Source organism: Blastocatellia bacterium (assembly GCA_025054955.1).
GTDB lineage: Bacteria > Acidobacteriota > Blastocatellia > HR10 > J050 > JANWZE01.
Genome location: JANWZE010000030.1, coordinates 69520 through 89269 on the forward strand (window position 1 = coordinate 69520; position 19750 = coordinate 89269).

Sequence of the window (19750 nt, forward strand, 5' to 3'; positions counted from 1 at the left end):
GTGACAACGCTTGGCAAGACGCTCATGCTGATCGGCCTCGCGCTGGTCATGATCGGCGGACTTGTCTGGTTGATCGGGCGATTCCCTACACTGGGACTTGGACGCTTGCCCGGCGATATTCTCATCAAGCGAGAGAATTTCACGTTCTATTTTCCGCTGGGCACGAGTATCCTGATCAGTGTGATTATCTCGCTCGTCTGGTGGCTCATTTCATGGGCGCGGCGCTGAAGGATTTCACACCACCGCCCAATCTCAGACAGGACGCTCTCCGCAAAGCACGCTGCGAAAGCTTATACCAATAGTCCGCAGAAAGGTCACGTGTGAGAAGCCAAATGCAGAACAGGAGCAGAACCCTCCCAATAGAGCGATTTTCAATTGCATTTAGCCTGAGGGCCTTGAATCCCACAGGCTGATGCACGTTGGAAGCGTGCGCTCCCAAGATCAACTCATTCACAAACCGCGCTCATCTGTGCGCCGATCCATGCGACCGTAGTGCGATGCTACATACTCATCCAGAAGCTTGATGAAGTCGGTCACAATCGTTGACCCCTTGAGCGTGGTCAGCAACCGACCATCGGCGTAGACTGGGGCTTTGGGTTCCTCGCCCGTTCCCGGTAGTGAAATGCCGATGTTGGCATGTTTGGATTCACCGGGGCCGTTCACGACGCAGCCCATCACTGCGACTTTCAATTCTTCGACGCCGCGATACTGCTCGCGCCAACGAGGCATCTGATCACGCAGATAGGCTTGAATCTGCTCGGCCATCTCCTGAAAGAACGTGCTGGTCGTGCGCCCGCAGCCAGGGCATGCCGAGACCTGCGGGGCAAAGCTGCGAAGACCGAGCGATTGCAAAATCTGCTGAGCAACCACGACTTCTTCAGTTCGATCGCCGCCTGGCGGCGGCGTCAGGCTCACACGAATGGTATCGCCGATGCCCTCTTGCAGCAACACGGCCAACGCCGCCGTGCTGGCCACGATCCCTTTTGTACCCATGCCAGCTTCGGTCAACCCCAGATGCAACGGATAATCGCACCGCGCGGCTAGATCACGATAAACCGCGATCAGGTCTTGAACCTGAGAAACTTTTGCGCTGAGGATGATGCGATCATGCGGCAGTCCGTAGTGCTCGGCGAGCGCAGCCGAGCGCAAGGCGCTTTCGACCATTGCCTCCATTGTCACCACGCGCGCATCTCTCGGCTCAGGGCGACGCGCGTTCTGCTCCATCAATTCGGTCAACAAGGCTTGATCGAGCGAGCCCCAATTGACGCCGATGCGCACCGGTTTCTCATGCTCAATGGCGATTTCAATAATGCGGCGGAAGTTTTCATCGTGCTTCTCTCGGACGCCGACGTTGCCCGGATTGATTCGATACTTGGCCAGCGCGCGGGCGCACTCGTTGAACTGGCTGAGTAGAATGTGGCCGTTGTAATGAAAGTCGCCGATGATCGGCACATGCACTCCTTGATCGCGCAAACGCGCAACGATCGCCGGAACGGCCGCAGCGGCTTCCTTCGTATTGACCGTCACCCGCACCAGCTCTGATCCGGCGCGCGCCAACGCCGCGACTTGCGCCACCGTTGCATTGACGTCAGCCGTGTCCGTGTTCGTCATGGATTGCACAACAATCGGATGACAACTGCCAATCATCACCCCACCGACGGCGACTGTCGTTGTTTGTCTGCGTTGAATGGCTCTCATGATAGATCGTTCATTTTACTCGCTGCCGCCAGACAAATCTACTCACATGCTAATTGTTCAAACAAGCGTCAATGCCTATAATGACCGCCGGCATGAGTGACACAGTCAGGGAGGCGGAGCGCCGATGAAATCAACCAGCATGGCCGTTTACTCGCTGCTGGCGCTGCTGGCGCTGGCGGCAACGGATGCGAACGGGCCGACACTTCAACAACGACATGCACAGATTCGCCGAGCCGTTGAGGCGGCAGAGTGGCATCAAGCCGAAAAAGCGTTGCTCGAACTGCGACGCGCCATGCCAGCGGCATTCACTGCGAACAATTATGACTACTTGCTCGGACGTGTGCGACACAAGCAAGGCAAGCTCGATGCAGCCCGCCAAGAGTATGCGAGCGTGGTCGAGCGAAAAGCACTGCTGAGCGACTACGCGCTGTGGCATCTGGCTGAGATTGCCCGTTCCAGTGGCCAACCGGAAGCTCACCGGCATTACCTGGAAACGCTCATCCGCTCGTATCCGACCAGCTTGCTGGCTGAGCCAAGCCGTTGGCGGCTGGCCGATAGTTTCCTTGCGAGCAAGGATTATGCAAAGGCGCTCGCCATCTACAACGAACTGGCGAAAGGGCAGGGCCCGCAGGCGCGAAAAGCGCAACTCAGAATCGGGCAGACCGAATTTGAAGCCGGACGACTCGCGGCGGCGCGCGCCGCGCTCAATGCCTTGTTGAGCAGCCGAACGCGGGACGACTATGCGCTGGCAGCCGTCCACTTGTTGGACGAGCTGGACAGCCGTGCTAACGCCACGCCGGATGTCACCACCCGTCTGCGACGCGCGCGGATTTACCAATTCAACCGCGACTATGATCAGGCACGCCGCCATTTTCTAGCGATTGTGAATGAAGCGCCGACGCATCCATCGGTCCCTGAAGTCCTCTACGAAATCGGACGCGGCTATTATCAACAGGAGCTTTTCGAGCAGGCCATCGAATGGTACGAGCGCGTCTACAAGCAATTTCCTAAAACCAAGTACGGCGAGCAAGGCTTCTATCAAGCCGGCCACGCGCACGCGCGCATGCAACGATGGTCGCAGGCTGTCGAACGTTATGAAGCCTATCTGGCCGCGTATCCCAAGGGCGAAACGGTGACGGGGGCGCACTTGAATGCTATTGACGCTTTGCGGTCTGCCGGCCAGGCGCAGGAAGCGCTTGCGTGGTGTCAGCGAACGATGGAGCGTTTTCCCGGCGAGCTGGCGGCCACCACAGCGTTGTTTTCGCAGGCGCGCATTCATCTGGCGCAACAGCAGTACGAAGCGGCGCTCGCCGATTTCGACGCGCTGCTCAAGCACAATCTGAATCGTCCAGGCCCGCGCGCGCCGAATCGCCCGGAAGTCACGTTCATGCGCGGCTATTGCCTAGAACAATTGGGACGCTACAGCGACGCGGTGGCCGTTTATCTGAGTCTGCCTGATGAACGAGATCACTACTACGGCCATCGAGCCACAGCGCGACTGCGTGAGCTAGCGCGGCATCCTCAAGCCGGCGCGTTGATGCGCGCGCGAGTGAAAATGTTGCGGCAACGTGTGCAATCGGAGCAAGCCGCCGGTCGCTACCAGCAAGCCTTTGACGCCGCGCTTGAGGCGTGGCGACTCTGTCGGGACGACGATGAGCAGAAGCACTGGATTGAGCAACTGCGGCAATTGGTCGTGCGCCTTCCCGATGCGCGTTCGTGGGTCAACCTGCAGGTCATGAACATGGCACGCCCGATACGCAGCGAGGCAATCACGGTGGAACGGTCGGCTCGCGCGCTGGCCAGCGAATTACTCTTCCTCGGCCTGCCTGATGAAGGCGCGCCCGAACTATCAGCCTCCTTTGGTCCCAACCGCGCGCAACTGAGCTCCTCACAGTTATACACGTTGGCCGTGTATCTGCTTCAGGGCGGCTATCCGGCCGAGGCGTTGGACATTGGCGAAATCTACTTGGCGCCGTTGATACAGCAACGTATTCAACCCCGCTTATTACCGGCGAGGCTGGCCCAGACGCTCTATCCGGTGGCCTACAAAGACCTGTTGCAGCGATATGCCAGTGAGCGCAAGCTCGACCCGCGATTCGTGCTGTCTGTTATCCGTCAAGAGAGCCGCTTTCGCGTGGAGGCGAAATCCATCGCGGCGGCGCGTGGGCTGCTGCAACTGATTCCTTCAACAGCGGAGCGACTGGCGCAGGAAGCCGGCAGGCGAAACTTTCAACTGGAACAACTCTATGAGCCGGAGATAGCCATCGAACTGGGCGTCCGGCATCTGGACGAGCTGCGACGCCAATTCTCCAACAACTGGCCGGCAGTGGCCGCCGCTTACAATGCAGGCGCCGAGAGCGTTCAGCGATGGCTCGCTCGCGCGCAGCATCCGGACCCCGACCGATTCGTCATAGAAATTGCTTTTCAGGAAACGAAGGATTACGTCTACCGCGTCATGAGCAACTACAACGCCTATCAACAGATTGTCTCAGAACGGTTGAAATAAGCGGTCGTTTGACTTCGCTTGCGCCACCTTCGTACAATCCCCGCCGTCGTGAAGAATCAACAACGTCACTATCACCTCATTGGAATTTGCGGCACAGCAATGGCTGGACTAGCCGGATTACTGAAGGCTCAAGGCCATCACGTGACCGGCTCGGATGAGAACGTCTATCCGCCGATGTCCACGCTGCTTGAACAACTCGGTGTGACCGTCTTGCAGGGCTATCGCCCGGAGCATCTGCAACCGCCTCCGGATGTCGTGGTCATCGGCAATGCGCTCTCGCGCGGCAATCCAGAGATCGAAGAAACGCTCAACGCAAAACTCTATTACACGTCCATGCCGCAGGTCATCAAGGAGCAATTCATTCGCGGGCGCCACTCCATTGTTGTTGCTGGCACACATGGCAAGACGACGACGACATCGCTGGTGACATGGCTGCTGGAAGCGGGCGGCTTGAGTCCAAGCTTTCTCATCGGCGGCGTCGCCGAAAACTTCGGCAGCAGCTTTCGCCTCACTGATAGCCCCTACTTCGTCATCGAAGGCGATGAATACGATACGGCCTATTTTGACAAAGGACCGAAATTCATGCACTACTTGCCGGACACCGCAATTCTCAATTGCATTGAATTCGATCACGCTGACATCTATGACAATTTGGAAGCTGTCAAGCTGGCATTTCGTCGGTTCGTCAATCTGATTCCTGGCAACGGCGCGCTCATTGCCGACTTCGATTCGCCGCATGTGCGCGATGTGTCAACCATCGCGCGCTGTTCGCTGCACACGTTCGGACTCGGCGATCAGGCCGAGTGGCGGGCGACCGACATCAGCGCATCGGCTGAGGGCATGCGCTTTCGTGTCGTTCGCAACGGTCAAGAGTGGGGCGAGGTGAGCACGCCGTTGATCGGTGAGATGAACGCGCGCAACGTACTGGCTGCCATTGCTGCGGCTACGCTGTTGGGTGTTGAACGTCGCATCATCGCCCAGGCGCTGCCTCAATTCAAAAGCGTCAAGCGACGGTTAGAAGTGCTGGGCGAAGTTGACGGCGTTACGGTGATTGACGATTTTGCTCACCATCCGACAGCCGTTCGTAGCACGCTTGAGGCGCTGCGCGACAAGTATCCCGGACGGCGGTTGATTGCTGTCTTCGAGCCGCGCTCACGAACGTCCCGATTGAAAATCTTTCAGCAGGAATTTGAGGAGGCGCTCTCAGGAGCCGACATGGCCGTGATCGCGCCATTGTACAATCCCGGCGTCGCGCCTCAAGACGACTGGCTCTCAGTTGACATGTTGGTCGAACAGCTCAACCGGCGCGGCACGCGGGCACACGCGCCGGGAAGCGTAGATGAGATTGTCGCGTATCTCACTGAGGAAACTCGTCGCGGTGATGTCGTGGCCATCATGTCGAATGGCGCTTTTGGTGGCATTCATCAAAAGCTAATGGCGGCGCTGGCCAACCGCTCGCGTCGCCGGCGCATTGTGTCAGACACATAACATGTGAGACCACACCAACGCACAGAAGGAGTGCTGCTGAGCTGAAGCAGCATATTTGTCAGAAGCATCGAGGACGCAACCTCAAGACAGCCCAAGCCGAACAATCCAAGCCAAACGAGATTTGCTCTAAGTAGGTGGACAAAAGTTCTGGGAATTTTGGGGGAGGGGACGTTTCGGAGTGCGGTGCCGTCTCACCGCTTTCCGGCCAAAGCTGCGACAGGTCGCAGCACTCCAAAAACGTCACGAACGTTTGTCACGTTACTTAGAGCGATTTCCAATTGCCTTTAGCCTGGAGGCCCCGCATCGTGCGGGCGAATGCACGCCGCAAGCGTGCGCTCCCAAGATAAACTCATTCGCAAATCGCTCTAGTCAGCCGAGCGCTTGCGAATGAAGGTCGGCATGTCGAGCGTTGAGGCCGAGCTGAGCGGGTCACTGCCGCCAATTCCACTCAGTGGCCCAAGGCCAGGCCGCAACCCCGCATGAGGTATTGGCTGCTGGACCTGTCGGATAGCTGACTTGTCGAACCCGGTAGCGATGACGGTCACTTTCATGCCGTTTCGCATCGAATCGTTGATGACCGCGCCAAACAGGATGTTGGCATCTTCATGGGCTGCCTCGCGCACGAGCGAAATAGCCTGATTGACCTCAAACAGCGTCAGGTCGGAGCCACCCGTCACATTGATGAGCACGCCACGCGCGCCTTCAATCGAGCCTTCTTCCAACAACGGACTGGAAATCGCGCGTTGCGTCGCTTCCAGTGCGCGATTATCGCCGGTGGCCTCTCCCATTCCCATGAGCGCCATGCCCATGCCGGCCATGATTGTTTTCACATCGGCAAAATCGAGGTTAATCAGGCCGGGCACTTTGATTAAATCTGAGATGCCCTGCACGGCTTGGCGTAATACGTCATCAACCAGCTTGAATGCGTTCAGCAGCGTCACCGTTTTATCCACCACGCTGAGCAATCGCTCGTTGGGAATGGTGATGAGCGTATCAACACATTCCTTGAGGTCTCTCAGTCCTTGTTCGGCTTGCTCCATGCGCTTGCGGCCTTCAAAGGCAAACGGCTTGGTCACCACGGCGACGGTCAACGCATTCAGCTCCGCGGCTAAGCTGGCGATGATGGGCGCTGCGCCTGTTCCCGTGCCGCCACCCAGGCCGGCTGTGATAAACACCATGTCAGCGCCTTCCAGGGCTTCCAGGATTTTCTCCGTGTCTTCCAACGCTGCATCCCGACCGATGTTGGGATTGGCTCCAGCTCCCAATCCCTTGGTCAGTTTCTCACCCATTTGCAGTTTGATTTGAGCTTGGGATAGTTTCAAAGCTTGGGCATCTGTATTGGCAACGATGAACTGAACCCCTTCGATGCGTTCATTGATCATGTGATTGACTGCGTTGCCACCTCCACCGCCGACGCCGATCACTTTAATGACTGCCCCTTCACGCTGACTCTCAACAAAATCTATATTGAGCTTGCCCAAGGCCGACGATTCAATTGTCATTTCTACCTCCCCAAAATGTCTGGTGCTATTATAACCACAAAGCCGGCAAAGAAAAGTGAGAAGACGTCAAGGGTCATCGTTCTCGAAAAATATTTTTTCGTCTGACAACCTGCTTTGACTTTCATGCTCACCATTCTGTCAGCCGGTGTAGTTATTGGTTGAACTTAAAACCAATGAGTAAACCAATGTTTGACGGCTGAGGCAGCGCGCGCCACCATCGGCGCATCCGCTGGCCAGGCCGTTTGATTATGCAGTGCGCCGCCACGCGCCGCGATGTGCAGCAGTCCAATGGCTGTGGCGCGCATTGGCGAATAGATTTCCTCAGTCATGCTGCTGACGTTCAGCGGCAATCCCATCCGCGCCGGATAGTCAAAAATTTGCTCGGCCAGCTCCGGCAAACCTGCCAGCAATGCGCCGCCGCCGGTGAAGACGACGCCGCTGCCTAGCTCTCGCTCCCAGCCAAACCGACGCAGCTCATCACGCACCCCGTGCAGGATTTCTTCGGCGCGCGCTTGCAGGATGTCACACAACACCTCGACGGAGAGGCTGCGCGACGGACGCTGATTGAAACTCGGCACGGGAATCGTGGCGCCGGCGTGGCCTGCGCTGATGTTGCTGAGCACGCAGCCAAACTCTCGCTTGATGCGTTCAGCCTCAGGAATCGGCGTGCGCACACCGATGGCAATATCGCTGGTGAAGTGCGCGCCGCCCAGTGGAAAGATGGCCGTGTGTTGCACAGCGCCGCGTTTATACACAGCCAGCGACGTTGTTTCGCTGCCGATATTGATGGCGACCGAGCCATATTCCCGCTCGTCGGCGGTGAGCACGGCTTCGGCCGCAGCAATCGGTTCTGAGACGACGCCGGCCACATAGAGCCCAGCTTTATTGACGGCGGTCACCACATTCTGCCGAATCGTCGCTGGACCCGTAATCAAGTGCACCAGCGCCTCTAATCGGCTGCCGAGCATGCCCAACGGATCAGTGATGCCATCTTGTCCGTCAATGAGATACTCCTGTGGTTGCATGTCAACAATTTCATGTCCGCCGGGCAATGTCACCAAACAAGCGGCATCAATCACGCGTTGAATATCTGCCGCTGTGATGCGGCGGTCGCGTCCGGCAATGGCAATCACGCCGCGATGATTCGATCCGCGCAGCAGCGTGCCAGACATGCTGACATAGACTGACTCGATGTCCAGCCCGGAGATGCGTTCGGCATCTTCGACCGCCCGGCGGATCGGTTCGACAGCGGCATCAGGATTGACCACAACGCCCTTGCGCAATCCACGCGCCGGCGCCTGGCCCAAACCCAGAATCTCCAGAGAACCGGTCGGGCCTATCTGACCGACCACAACCGTGACCTGACTTGTACCCAGATCAAGCCCAACAATATGCGTCGCCTTCGTCATAGTTACCTCGCTTGTCTCACGTGAGCATTTTCAGCAGCTCGACGGCTTGATAAGGAATCGGGTTGTGATTGTCCGACAATCATCCGCGATGGATCAGAAACATCAATGTGACTGGCTTTGAGTTTGCCATGATGGACATCATCCAGAATTCTCAGCGCCTGACTCAACCGACGGGCAAAATCCTGATGGCCAAGATGAATCGGCACCATCGGCGTTGCGTTCAACCGAATCACAACGTTGCGCACATCGTGAATATCCACTTCGCTGACCTCGTTCCAGTAGTTGCGTTTCATGCCACTCAAGGCCTGTTTTAGTTCCAGGTAGAGCCGCAGTCGGTTCAGATTGGCGAGCCGACTTGCCGTCGTGTTTGCGGCAGTCCATCCGAGCAACGGCGGGTGCGACTCCATCAGATGATATTCGCCGATGACGTGGCCATTTTTGTCCACGCAAACAAGCTGATCGCCCAGTTTCACAACAGCCACCGGCTGACGCTCGATCACCGTCACGCGGATTGTATCGGGCAGCAATCGCGCCACAATGACGTCCTCTACCAGCGGCTGCTGCTTCAACGTTTGGCGCAGCTCGTCTAAGTCAGCGCCATAGACGCTGGCGCCCATCTGCCGCCGGACAAGCGCCTCGATCTGATCGGCACGCACTCGTTGACCGGTCACGACACGCACATGCTTCAGCTCAAAGACGGAGCTGGTCACCACCGGCTTATAAGCTGCCACCACCAAAACCGCCATCGTGACCAGACCAACGAGTCGGCCCATCGAGCGCAGGCTCAGATGCAACTTCAGCGGACGACGGGCCATAACCCGCTCTTGCGGCCGCGCGCGCGGACGTTTGCGCCGCGCCGACTTCTGCACTACTTGTGCCGGTAGCTGAATCATCGTGACAGCTCCTCAGCTCCAAATGGTCACGCCTAGTTGCAAATCAATGCGCCGCAAACTCATCACGGCGTAGCGCACAGCTTCGATCAATTCCAACACATCAGCCGCGGTCGCCTGACCACGATTGACAATGTAATTGGCATGTTTTTCGGAGATCACTGCGCCGCCGCGCGACAATCCTTTCAGTTGCAACTCGTCAATCAATCGCCCGGCCGATTGCAACGGCGGATTTTTGAAGACGCCACCCAGACAACGCTCGGTCAGCGGACGATGATCCAGATGCGCTTTCCGATAGCGCGCAATCGTCCGTGTCATACGCGCTCGATCACCACGGACGAGCTGAAACGCCGCCGTTAACACCATCTGCTGATCGCCCAAAGCAGAGTGTCCGTGCTCGAAGCCAACTTCCTCCTGTCGCAGCGTATGCACGCCATCATTGCACAGCACGGTCACGCTGCGCGTCACCGCGCCGATTTCACAGCCGTAGGCGCTGACGTTGCGCTTGATTGCGCCGCCAACGCTGCCCGATAGCCCGCTTAATCCTTCCAGTCCGGATAATCCCAACTCGGCAGTGACCGACACCAATGCCGGCAAACTCAACCCTGCCGGAACCTGCACGACCGGACCTTCAATGCTGGGCGTCCCGTAGAATTGCCGGAGGCTAATGGCCACCCGTCGTTGCGGCTTGTCCATCGCTAACAGATTCGTGCCCATGCCCAGCGGCGACCATGCAATCTCTTCCTGATTGAGCCGCTGCACCAGTTGCAAAGCCGACCGCGCATTCTTCGGGAAGGCAATAGCGAGAATCGGGCCGCCAACACCAATGGTTGTCACATCCTTCATCCAACTATCCAGTGAACATGGAATGCCCAGATGTCGGCAAATCAACGCGACGGTCTCGGCCATCCGCTGAAACTCCATCTGTTCGCTTGACCACTCTGCTGCGTGCGCATTCACCGATTTGTCCGCTTTCGCTGTCTGCATCATGTTCCGCGTCTCTCCTTCAGATGCTCCATCAACTGTTCGCCTGCGCGATAGACATTGCCGGCTCCGAGCGTCAGCACCATATCGCCGGGCCTGACAACCGAGGCCAGCCGCTCAACAGCATGCTCCAGCTCGCCAACGTAATCTGCTTGCTTGTGACCAAACTGCTTGATGCGCTCGACCAGTGCCGCCGCGGTGACGCCTTCAATCGGGTCTTCGCTGGCCGGGTAAATGTCGGTCACTAGCAGCAGATCGGCATCATTGAACGCCACGGCGAATTCATCCATCAAATACTTCGTTCGCGTGTAACGATGCGGCTGAAATAACACCACCAGCCGATGCCCCGCCGACTTGGCTGCCGAGAGCGTCGCTTTGATCTCCGTTGGATGATGACCATAATCATCATAGAGCTGCACACCGGCAATCTGCCCCTTGAACTCAAACCGGCGCGCCACGCCACTGAACTGAGCTAACCCGGCAGCAATGCTGGGAAAATCAATCTCCAAATCCAATCCGACGGCCACCGCCGCCAGCGCGTTGTAGATATTATGGCCGCCAGGCACACGCAGGTGGATAGGACCAAGCGCCTGCCCACGATGTTTCACCACAAATTGCGAACTCAGTTGCGGCGATAACTCAACGTCGGTCGCTTCCACATCGGCCTGCGATGACAATCCATAGGTGATGATTCGTCGCTCAATGCGCGGAATGATCGCTTGCGCACCGGGATCATCCAGACACAGCACCACTAAGCCGTAAAACGGAACCTTATTGACGAATTGGACGAAGCAGTCACGAATCTCGTCCAGGTCACGATAAACATCCAGATGCTCGCGGTCAATGTTGGTCACCACCGCGAACGTGGGCGTCAATTTCAGAAACGATTTGTCGCTTTCATCGGCCTCGGCTACCAGATACTGGCCACTGCCCAACCGCGCTCCGCTGCCCAGCGCGTGCAATCGTCCTCCGACAATGATCGTTGGATCAAGGCCGGCATGCGCCAGCACGGTGCCAATCATGGAGGTCGTCGTTGTTTTGCCGTGCGCGCCAGCCACGGCGATGCTGTATTTCAACCGCATCAATTCAGCCAGCATCTCAGCGCGTGGGATCACCGGGATTTGATGGCGTCGCGCATACTGCACTTCCGGGTTGTCGGCCCGCACGGCTGTTGAGACAACGACTACATCCGCTCCGGCAACGTGCTCGGCGCGATGGCCCTCAAACACGCGCGCGCCTAATTGCTGCAAGCGATCGGTCACAGGCGAAAACTTCAGATCAGACCCCGACACTTTGTAACCTTGATTGAGCAACAACTCGGCTATGCCGCTCATGCCTGAGCCGCCGACGCCAACAAAATGAATATGTCGAATCTTGCCCAACATCGTTCAGTTCACCACCGCCGCCGGCGCAACAGAGTGCGCATCATTGCCGTCATCGCTTAATCCTGTGTCACCGTCAACAGCCGAGTGGCTCTCCGTGTCCGATTTGCTCACTTGCAGCCTCGATGCCGGGTTGGCCGACCGCTGCTGCATCAGCTCATAGCCGAGCGCGACGATCTTCTGCGCCGCGTCAGGACGCGCGAACCGCCGCATCGCCGCTGCCATGGCAGCCAATTGATGGCGGTCTTCAATGACCCGCGCAACTTCTGCCACCATGCGCTCTGGCGTCAGCTCAGATTGCAACACACAGCGCGCAGCGCCCTGTCGAGCCATCGCTTCGGCATTTTTGCGTTGATGATCGTTGGCCGCTGTTGGCAGTGGCACCAGCAGCGCCGGTTTCCCAAGGGCGGCCAATTCAGCCAGCGTGATCGCGCCGGCGCGACACACGACAAAGTGAGCGCGCGCCAACTCATCAGCCACTGGATGAATGAACGGACGCACGTGCACCCGCTCACGCTGCGCCAGTGACTCATAAGCGGCGCGCGCCAAAGCTAGATCACGCTCCCCCGTCTGGTGGGTCACGGTGAGCTGATCATAGTTGAGGAGGAGGACAGGGACCGCTGCCATAGCAGCCGTGTTTAGCGCATGGGCGCCCTGACTGCCGCCGACAATGAGCAAATGAAAAGGAGCGGTAGCCGCTTCAGCAATGGCCGGCGACGCGCTGGCTATTTGGAAAAATTCCGGGCGAACCGGATTGCCTGTGACCACGGCTTTGCCATGAAAGTACGGAGCGGCCTCGGCAAAACCTACAGCCGCGGCGCGCACCCAACGTGCCAGCACACGATTGGTGAAGCCCGGATAGGCATTCGGCTCGATAATCAATGTAGGAATTCGCTTGAGCGCAGCCATCAACATGATCGGCCCTGCTGCATAGCCACCCACGCCAATGACCAGATCAGGCCGGAATCGCCGCAACACGCCAAGGGACTGCATGAAACCGCGCGGCAACATCGCCAAGCTACGCAGCATTGGCCCAAGGCCGACGCGGTTCAAACCGCTCACTTCGATCAGCTCCAGCTCGAATCCTTCTTGCGGAATGACCCGCGTCTCCAGACCGCGCGCCGTGCCGACAAACAGCACCTTCACCTGCGGGTCGTGCCGTTGCCACTCGCGCGCCACGGCCACGCCCGGAAAGATATGACCGCCAGTTCCCCCGGCTGCAATCAACACTCTAGGCGACACGCGTTCCTCCTGACGCCTGCGCGATATTGAGCAAAATTCCTATCTGCGCCAATGTCAGCACCAACGACGAACCGCCATAGCTGACCAACGGCAGCGGCAGCCCTTTGACCGGAGCGAGTCCCAACGTCACGCTCATGTTAAACAGCGCTTGGCCAACCAGCGCCACGGTGATACAAACGCCCAACAACATCCCAAACGAATCAGGCGCGCGCAACGCCGCTCGTATGCCACGCCATAAGACGATCGTGTACGCGCCTACCAGCATGGTCAATCCAATCATCCCTAGCTCTTCGCCAATATGGGCGAAGACGAAATCCGTATGCGGTTCGGGTAAATAAAACAGCTTCTGTTTGCCCTGAGCCAATCCAGCACCCCACACGCCGCCGCTGCCGATGGCCGTCATGGACTGAATCGTTTGGAAGCCGCGCCCTTGTGGGTCACGCCACGGGTCGAGAAACACCAGCAGACGCTCCAACCGCCAACTGACACGAAAGAGCAAGTAGTAAAGCGCCGGCAACGCTGCCACGGCCAACCAGAGCAAATGGCGCCACGGCACGCCGGCCACAAACAAGGCCGTCACCAGGATGCACCCCAACGCCACCGCCATGCCCAAATCTGGCTCAATCACCACCAACCCGATCAACACAGCGGCCACTCCAGCGCAGGGAGCGACGGTTCTGCTGAACAGGACTGTGTCATGCGGCAGCCGCTTGCTCAGGTAATAGGCGACAAACACGATCAAGACGAGCTTGGCTGCCTCCGCCGGTTGAAACGAGAGCCACTTCCACCGATACCAACGATGAGCTTGATTCACCGACGGCGCAAACAATACACCCACCAGCAGGCCGATACAGATCAACAACAGCGAATACACGACCCAGGGCTTCTGGTAAATACGATAATTGATCCGCATCATCGCCATCATCGCCGCCACGCCCACCACCGCGTAAATGGCCTGCCGGATGAGAAAGTAGCGGTGATCGCCGAACTTCTCAGCCGCTATCACCGACGAGGCGCTATAGACCATAATCACGCCAAACGCCACCAGCAGCAGCGTCGTCGTAAACAGCCAGACATCGGCAACGGCCGGCAGTGATCTGTGGTGTGCGCTCGACATACGCATCTTGCTCCCCGCGCTCTATTCAATCCGCAAATCCAATCGCGACGAACTCGGTCCGAGCACCTTCAATCGTCGTACCTGTTCTTTGAAGACGTCGCCACGATGTTCGAAATTCTCAAACATATCGAAGCTGGCGCAGGCCGGCGCTAGCAAGACAACATCGCCCGGCTGAGCCAGTCGGTGCGCCTGCTCGACGGCTTCGGCCATCGAACCGACCAACGTCAACGGCGCTGTCCCGGCCAGCGCCGTTGCCATCTCGGGCGCGGCTTCTCCCAACAACAGCAGATGCTTGACACGCGCCTGGACCAACGGCCGCAGCGGCTCATACGAGCTGCCCTTGCTGCGACCGCCCATGATGACCACCAGCGGCTCAGTGAATGCCTCCAGCGCCTTCACAGCCGAATCCACATTCGTAGCTTTGGAATCGTTGTAATACATCACGCCGTCCACTTCGCCCACCCATTCCAGCCGATGCGGCACGCCGGGAAACTTCAGCACCGCCTGCCTGACCATCTCAACCGGCGCTCCCATCACCATACTGGCGGCCACCGCAGCCATCACGTTCTCGACGTTATGCCAGCCACGCAGCGGAATCTCCTTGACCTTCATCACCTCGTGCTGCTGCCCACCGAACCGGTAGACGAGACGCTCGTCCATGAGAAAGACCCCTTCATCCAATTCACGACGCCGACTGAACACAATCGGCTGCGCCTGTGTGTCATACATCATCTTCAAGACAATCGGATCATCGGCGTTCAACACGGCCCAATCGTCGCGCGTCTGGTTTAAGAAAATACGGCGCTTGGCGTTGATGTAGGCGCTCAGTGAGCCGTGCCGGTCCAGATGATCGGGCGAGATGTTGGTCATCACGGCTACGTGCGGACGCAACGTCTCAGCCGTCTCCAATTGAAAACTGCTCAACTCCACAACCAGTACACTCTCATCAGTGGCGCGATCAATGAGCGCGGTCAGCGGCAGGCCGATATTGCCACCCACCAAGGTGTCAAAGCCGGCCTGTGACAGGATCGCGCCGATCAAACTCGTCACCGTCGTTTTTCCATTCGATCCGGTCACGCCAACCATTCGCCCTTTCAAAAATCGCCATGCCCACTCGACTTCGCCAAGCAGCGGAATCCCGGCGTCCCGCGCGCGCCGGATTGGTTCAATTCCTGGCGGGACGCCGGGACTGAGCAAAATCATATCGGCGCTCAACAATGTCTCCATGCGATGTCCACCCAGCTCCAACTGTACTCCTAAGCGACGAAGAGCTTCTAACTGACTTGGCTCAAACGCGACCTCCGACTTTTGATCGGTCACCACTACGAGCGCGCCTCGACGGATGAGAAACTGAGCCAGCGCCTGGCCGCTCCGCCCAAGACCGACGACGACGATCCTCTTGCCCGTTACCTCGGTCACCGTAGTTTCAACGTCGAAAGACTCAGCAATGCAAACAAAATGGCCACGATCAGAAAGCGAAACACCACCTTCGTCTCCTTCCACCCCAGTAACTCAAAATGGTGATGTAACGGAGACATGCGAAATACACGATAACCGTGGCCGCGCCAGCGCTTGGTCACCTTAAACGTCACGACCTGAATCATCACCGACAACGCCTCAATCACAAATACACCGCCGATCATGAGCAACAACAGCTCCTGCTTAATCATCACGGCGATTAACCCAATTGTCCCGCCTAACGCCAGGCTCCCGACGTCGCCCATAAACACGTCGGCAGGCGGCGCATTGAACCAAAGAAATCCTAAACACGCGCCGGCCAACGCGCCGCAAAATACGGTCAGCTCGCCCACTTCAGCCATGTGCTCAATCAGCAAGTAACCAGCGAACGCATGATGGCTCGTCACATAGGTGAATGCTGTGAGCGCCGAAATGGTGATGAATGAGATGCCAACGGCCAACCCATCCAGCCCATCCGTCAGATTCACCGCATTGGACGCGCCAACTACCACAAACAACAAAAACAACAAGTAGACGACCTTCGGCAACTCTGGGCGAAACGTCTTAAAGAACGGCACGCTCAACACGGTTGAATACTCCAACCAGTAAATCAGCGTCGCGCCCAGCGCCAGACTGATCGCCACTTGAGCGATGATCTTCTGCCAGCCGGTCCAGCCCAGCGATTGCTTTTTGACGACCTTGGTGTAATCATCGGCAAAACCGACGGCGCCAAACAACAGCAGTGAAGCCATTGCCAACCAGACACGCGAGTTGGTCAAATCACCCCACAACAGCGTGGAGACCACAACCGCGAAGATCATCAACACGCCACCCATCGTCGGCGTGCCACGCTTGGCTTGATGTGACTCTGGCCCTTCGGACCGAATCTGCTGACCAATCTGCCAGCGACGCAACACCCCAACAAACCACGAGCCGACCAACAGCGTGATCACCACAGCAGTGGCCGAAGCCATCGCCGTGCGAAACGTGATGTAGCGGAAGACGTTCAGCGGATCGAGAACCGGGTACTGTTCACGAAAACTGAGATAAAGCCATTCGTAAAGCAAATATCTCAGCATGCCGCCTCATTCGGCTTCAGCACTCAACCGTTCCCATTCGGCGATCACCCGCTCCAGTTGAACAGCGCGCGATCCCTTGACAAGCACCAGATCGCCTTCACGCAACTTGTCAAACAACCAACGAGCCGCCGCTTCAGGCGTCTCGTAAAACACGGCCGCCTCATCGGGCATGGAGGCGTCGCGCGCGCCGTTGACGATCTCTGCGGCTAATCCGCGCACGCCCACAACAATGTCTATCCCCTGATGAGCCATCTGGCGGCCACATTCACGGTGCATCGCTGGCGCGCTCTCACCCAGTTCGAGCATTTCGCCAGCCACCACAATGCGTCGGTTAACACTATTGGTCGCGCACAGCAGCGCGACCATCTCATTCAACGCGCGTGGATTTGAATTGTACGCATCATTGATGACGGTAAACCCGCGAGGAAACCGTAGGACTTCGCCTCGCTTCGAAATAGGCGCAGCCTGCGCCAGCGCCGCGGCGATCTGCGCGAGTGGAACGCCAAAATAATCGGCCACCGTCGCCGCTGCCAATGCGTTATAGATGCTGTGTCGTCCCATCAAGGGCGACTCAATGGCCACTTGCCCGCGCGGCGTATCCAGCGTGAAGCGAACGCCATCCAGTCCACGCAGCTCGATCTCGCGCGCCATCACATCTGCGTCATGCTCAATCCCAAACGTGCGCGTGGCAATCAGTCGCCGAAAGCGCATCCGCGCCACACGCACATCATCAATGTTCAAGACGGCCAACCCGCCCTCTTTGACATTGTCCACCATCTCTGCCTTGGCCTCGGCAATCTCATCCACGCTGGAGAAAAATTCTAAATGAACCGCTGCTACCAACGTTACAACCCCAACATCCGGCTGAGCAATGGAACACAACTGCTGAATCTCCCCGCGGTGGTTCATGCCCATTTCCAGAACCAGATAGTCAACATCCGCCGGATGCCTGCCATGTGAAATCAGTTGAAGCACCGAAAGGGGCAGGCCGACCAGATTGTTAAAATTTCCGATGGTCTTGATCACGCGCGCGCCGCCGGCGGCCAGCATCAACGCGGTTAACTCTTTGGTCGCCGTCTTACCGGCGCTGCCGGTGATGCCGATTACCGGGCCGCCCCATGCCTGACGAACGGCTCGCGCTAGCCCCTGAAGCGCCGCCAACGTATCCTTCACGCGCAACAATGGCGCAGCACCCGCGCCAGCTTCAGGCGTCGGCGCTTCCTCAGAGACCACCGCCGCGCAAGCGCCACGCGCCAGCGCGTCGGCAACAAACGCGTGCCCATCATGTGTCGAGCCTCGCAACGCAAAGAACAACTGGCCCGGCTCAATCGTGCGCGAATCAATCGAAAAACCTTGCGGCTCGATGCCAGCCGAAACCGCATCAAGCTCAACGCTCGCCTCGATGATCTGGGCAATTTCGCTCAACTTCATAATCCTTCTCCGAGCTGCGCACCTGCACTAGCGCTCCGTCGCCGATGCCGGTTGCGTGCTACTCGTTCCAAGCCGTTGCCGGATCGCTTCCCTGGCTACTTCACGATCATCAAACGGAATCGTCTGATCCTTGATGAGCTGATATGTTTCATGCCCCTTGCCTGCGATCAATACCAAGTCCCCTGAACGAGCCTGCTCAATGGCGTGATAGATCGCTTGGCGCCGATCAACGATTTTGCTATAAGGCTTGCCAACGCGCTGCAATCCCACTTCGATGTCTCGAATGATGGCTTCAGGGTCTTCCGACCGCGGATTATCTGAGGTCACAATCACCATGTCAGACAATTGCGCCGCCACTTCACCCATTGGGGCGCGTTTGGTGAGATCGCGGTCGCCGCCGCAACCGAAGAGGGTGATGATTCGGTAGGGGGTAAGTACTCGCGCTGTCTCAAGTACGTTCTTCAACGCATCATGAGTGTGAGCGTAGTCGACGACGACCGCGAAGTCTTGTCCTTCATCCACAACTTCAAATCGGCCAGGAACCGGCCCGCATTGACGTATACCATCCACGATGACTTCCTCATCCAGATCCAGCAACAATCCCACGGTGATCGCGGCCAACACGTTATATACATGTGGTCGCCCGACCAGCGCCGATTTGATTGCCAACTGCCCAAGCGGTGTCCGAGCCTCAAACTCCAGGCCGGTCAATCCGCATTGGAAGGATGACGCCGATACATCAGCGTTTTCACTTAATCCATAGGTCAAGACTCGTTGAGAACGACTGGAGGCGAACTCGAATAGCCGCATGGCCCACGGATCGTCAGCGTTCAATGCCACACATCGGGGCGGCGCCCCGCCGACCCCTTCAAATAGCCGACGCTTGGCGGCAAAGTACCGCTCCATCGTCCCGTGATAATCCAAATGCTCCGGCGTCAGATTCGTAAACACCGCCACAGCAAACTCACTGCCATGCACACGCTTGAGCTCCAACGCATGAGAGGAGACCTCCATGACGGCATATCGAGCGCCGCGCAGACAGGCCTCGCGGAGGAATCGTTGAATGTCCGGCGCTTCCGGCGTCGTTCGATCAGCCGGGCGCTGTTCATCGCCCAGCCGATAATGGATCGTGCCCAGCATCGCTGAAGGGGCGCCGGTCGCTCTGAAAATCGAATCAATCAGATGCGTCGTTGTTGTTTTCCCGTTCGTGCCCGTCACGCCCACCAACTGCAATTGTCGTGATGGGTGGCCAAAGACTTCTGCGGCGGCGAAGGCCAAGGCCAGCCGAACATCATCCACATGCAACCATGAGCCGGAGAAATCGGCTGGGCAGGGTCGTTCCGATATGACGGCCACAGCGCCACGCTCCATGGCTTGCGCAATGTAGTCATGTCCATCAAAGCGCGCGCCACAGATGGCTGCAAACACACTGCCGGGGATGCACCGACGCGAGTCATGCGTCACGTCGGTCACCTGGACGTCGAGCTCTCCTGAAGCTTCCGCTCCAATGGCGTTGGCTAGTTCCCTCAGCGTCATGTCTGCTCTCCACGCGCGAGCATCATCA

At 58.0% G+C, this 19750-nt stretch carries 15 protein-coding genes; 3 read left to right on the forward strand and 12 right to left on the reverse strand.

Annotated features, from left to right (window positions below):
• A complete protein-coding gene (locus NZ823_03455) occupies positions 1-228 on the forward strand; it encodes a DUF2905 domain-containing protein (GenBank protein MCS6804185.1) in 228 nt (75 codons plus the stop codon).
• A 222-nt stretch (positions 229-450) separates the two neighbouring features.
• Here the strand turns inward: NZ823_03455 and ispG are convergent, their stop codons facing one another.
• Complete coding sequence (ispG, locus tag NZ823_03460; GenBank protein ID MCS6804186.1) at positions 451-1698, reverse strand: flavodoxin-dependent (E)-4-hydroxy-3-methylbut-2-enyl-diphosphate synthase; 1248 nt, start codon at positions 1696-1698, stop codon at positions 451-453.
• A 124-nt stretch (positions 1699-1822) separates the two neighbouring features.
• On the opposite strand from ispG, the gene NZ823_03465 reads away from it, so the two are divergent.
• Together NZ823_03465 and mpl are read left to right on the forward strand one after the other, a co-directional pair.
• Positions 1823-4204: a tetratricopeptide repeat protein gene (locus tag NZ823_03465; protein ID MCS6804187.1), complete on the forward strand. Its 2382-nt coding sequence runs from the start codon at positions 1823-1825 to the stop codon at positions 4202-4204.
• A gap of 99 nt (positions 4205-4303) precedes the next feature.
• Positions 4304-5692: a UDP-N-acetylmuramate:L-alanyl-gamma-D-glutamyl-meso-diaminopimelate ligase gene (gene mpl, locus NZ823_03470; GenBank protein MCS6804188.1), complete on the forward strand. Its 1389-nt coding sequence runs from the start codon at positions 4304-4306 to the stop codon at positions 5690-5692.
• 365 nt (positions 5693-6057) lie between these two features.
• Here the strand turns inward: mpl and ftsZ are convergent, their stop codons facing one another.
• From ftsZ to NZ823_03525, 11 genes are all read right to left on the reverse strand, one after another.
• Complete coding sequence (gene ftsZ / locus NZ823_03475; GenBank protein ID MCS6804189.1) at positions 6058-7194, reverse strand: cell division protein FtsZ; 1137 nt, start codon at positions 7192-7194, stop codon at positions 6058-6060.
• Positions 7195-7358: 164 nt separating this feature from the next.
• A complete protein-coding gene (ftsA, locus tag NZ823_03480) occupies positions 7359-8603 on the reverse strand; it encodes a cell division protein FtsA (GenBank protein MCS6804190.1) in 1245 nt (414 codons plus the stop codon).
• A gap of 2 nt (positions 8604-8605) precedes the next feature.
• Positions 8606-9496: an FtsQ-type POTRA domain-containing protein gene (locus tag NZ823_03485; GenBank protein ID MCS6804191.1), complete on the reverse strand. Its 891-nt coding sequence runs from the start codon at positions 9494-9496 to the stop codon at positions 8606-8608.
• A gap of 12 nt (positions 9497-9508) precedes the next feature.
• The gene (gene murB, locus NZ823_03490) at positions 9509-10483 is read right to left on the reverse strand and encodes a UDP-N-acetylmuramate dehydrogenase (protein MCS6804192.1); all 975 of its coding nucleotides are present in this window, start codon (positions 10481-10483) and stop codon (positions 9509-9511) included.
• Complete coding sequence (gene murC / locus NZ823_03495; GenBank protein ID MCS6804193.1) at positions 10480-11862, reverse strand: UDP-N-acetylmuramate--L-alanine ligase; 1383 nt, start codon at positions 11860-11862, stop codon at positions 10480-10482. Before murC ends, murB begins: the two co-directional genes overlap by 4 nt.
• Before the next feature lie 3 nt (positions 11863-11865).
• Positions 11866-13101, reverse strand: coding sequence for an undecaprenyldiphospho-muramoylpentapeptide beta-N-acetylglucosaminyltransferase (gene murG, locus NZ823_03500; protein MCS6804194.1), 1236 nt, complete (start codon positions 13099-13101; stop codon positions 11866-11868).
• A complete protein-coding gene (ftsW, locus tag NZ823_03505; protein ID MCS6804195.1) occupies positions 13091-14218 on the reverse strand; it encodes a putative lipid II flippase FtsW in 1128 nt (375 codons plus the stop codon). Before ftsW ends, murG begins: the two co-directional genes overlap by 11 nt.
• Positions 14219-14239: 21 nt before the next feature.
• Positions 14240-15637 (reverse strand): UDP-N-acetylmuramoyl-L-alanine--D-glutamate ligase, encoded by a 1398-nt coding sequence (murD, locus tag NZ823_03510; protein ID MCS6804196.1) that lies wholly within the window; start codon positions 15635-15637, stop codon positions 14240-14242.
• Positions 15634-16755, reverse strand: coding sequence for a phospho-N-acetylmuramoyl-pentapeptide-transferase (gene mraY, locus NZ823_03515; protein MCS6804197.1), 1122 nt, complete (start codon positions 16753-16755; stop codon positions 15634-15636). Before mraY ends, murD begins: the two co-directional genes overlap by 4 nt.
• A 6-nt stretch (positions 16756-16761) precedes the next feature.
• Positions 16762-18186 carry a UDP-N-acetylmuramoyl-tripeptide--D-alanyl-D-alanine ligase gene (gene murF, locus NZ823_03520; protein MCS6804198.1) on the reverse strand — a complete coding sequence of 475 codons (1425 nt, stop codon included), beginning with the start codon at positions 18184-18186 and terminating at the stop codon, positions 16762-16764.
• Between the two features lie 27 nt (positions 18187-18213).
• Positions 18214-19722, reverse strand: coding sequence for a UDP-N-acetylmuramoyl-L-alanyl-D-glutamate--2,6-diaminopimelate ligase (locus tag NZ823_03525; protein ID MCS6804199.1), 1509 nt, complete (start codon positions 19720-19722; stop codon positions 18214-18216).
• Between the last annotated feature and the right edge of the window lie 28 nt (positions 19723-19750).

Excerpts from the sequence above, each read along its gene's own strand:
- murB (MCS6804192.1), bottom strand. The coding sequence starts at position 10,483 with ATGATGCAGACAGCGAAAGCGGACAAATCGGTGAATGCGCACGCAGCA.
- NZ823_03465 (MCS6804187.1), top strand. The coding sequence starts at position 1,823 with ATGAAATCAACCAGCATGGCCGTTTACTCGCTGCTGGCGCTGCTGGCG.
- murF (MCS6804198.1), bottom strand. The coding sequence starts at position 18,186 with ATGAAGTTGAGCGAAATTGCCCAGATCATCGAGGCGAGCGTTGAGCTT.
- NZ823_03525 (MCS6804199.1), bottom strand. The coding sequence starts at position 19,722 with ATGACGCTGAGGGAACTAGCCAACGCCATTGGAGCGGAAGCTTCAGGA.
- mraY (MCS6804197.1), bottom strand. The coding sequence starts at position 16,755 with ATGCTGAGATATTTGCTTTACGAATGGCTTTATCTCAGTTTTCGTGAA.
- ftsZ (MCS6804189.1), bottom strand. The coding sequence starts at position 7,194 with ATGACAATTGAATCGTCGGCCTTGGGCAAGCTCAATATAGATTTTGTT.
- ftsA (MCS6804190.1), bottom strand. The coding sequence starts at position 8,603 with ATGACGAAGGCGACGCATATTGTTGGGCTTGATCTGGGTACAAGTCAG.
- murC (MCS6804193.1), bottom strand. The coding sequence starts at position 11,862 with ATGTTGGGCAAGATTCGACATATTCATTTTGTTGGCGTCGGCGGCTCA.
- mpl (MCS6804188.1), top strand. The coding sequence starts at position 4,304 with ATGGCTGGACTAGCCGGATTACTGAAGGCTCAAGGCCATCACGTGACC.
- ftsW (MCS6804195.1), bottom strand. The coding sequence starts at position 14,218 with ATGTCGAGCGCACACCACAGATCACTGCCGGCCGTTGCCGATGTCTGG.
- NZ823_03485 (MCS6804191.1), bottom strand. The coding sequence starts at position 9,496 with ATGATTCAGCTACCGGCACAAGTAGTGCAGAAGTCGGCGCGGCGCAAA.
- ispG (MCS6804186.1), bottom strand. The coding sequence starts at position 1,698 with ATGAGAGCCATTCAACGCAGACAAACAACGACAGTCGCCGTCGGTGGG.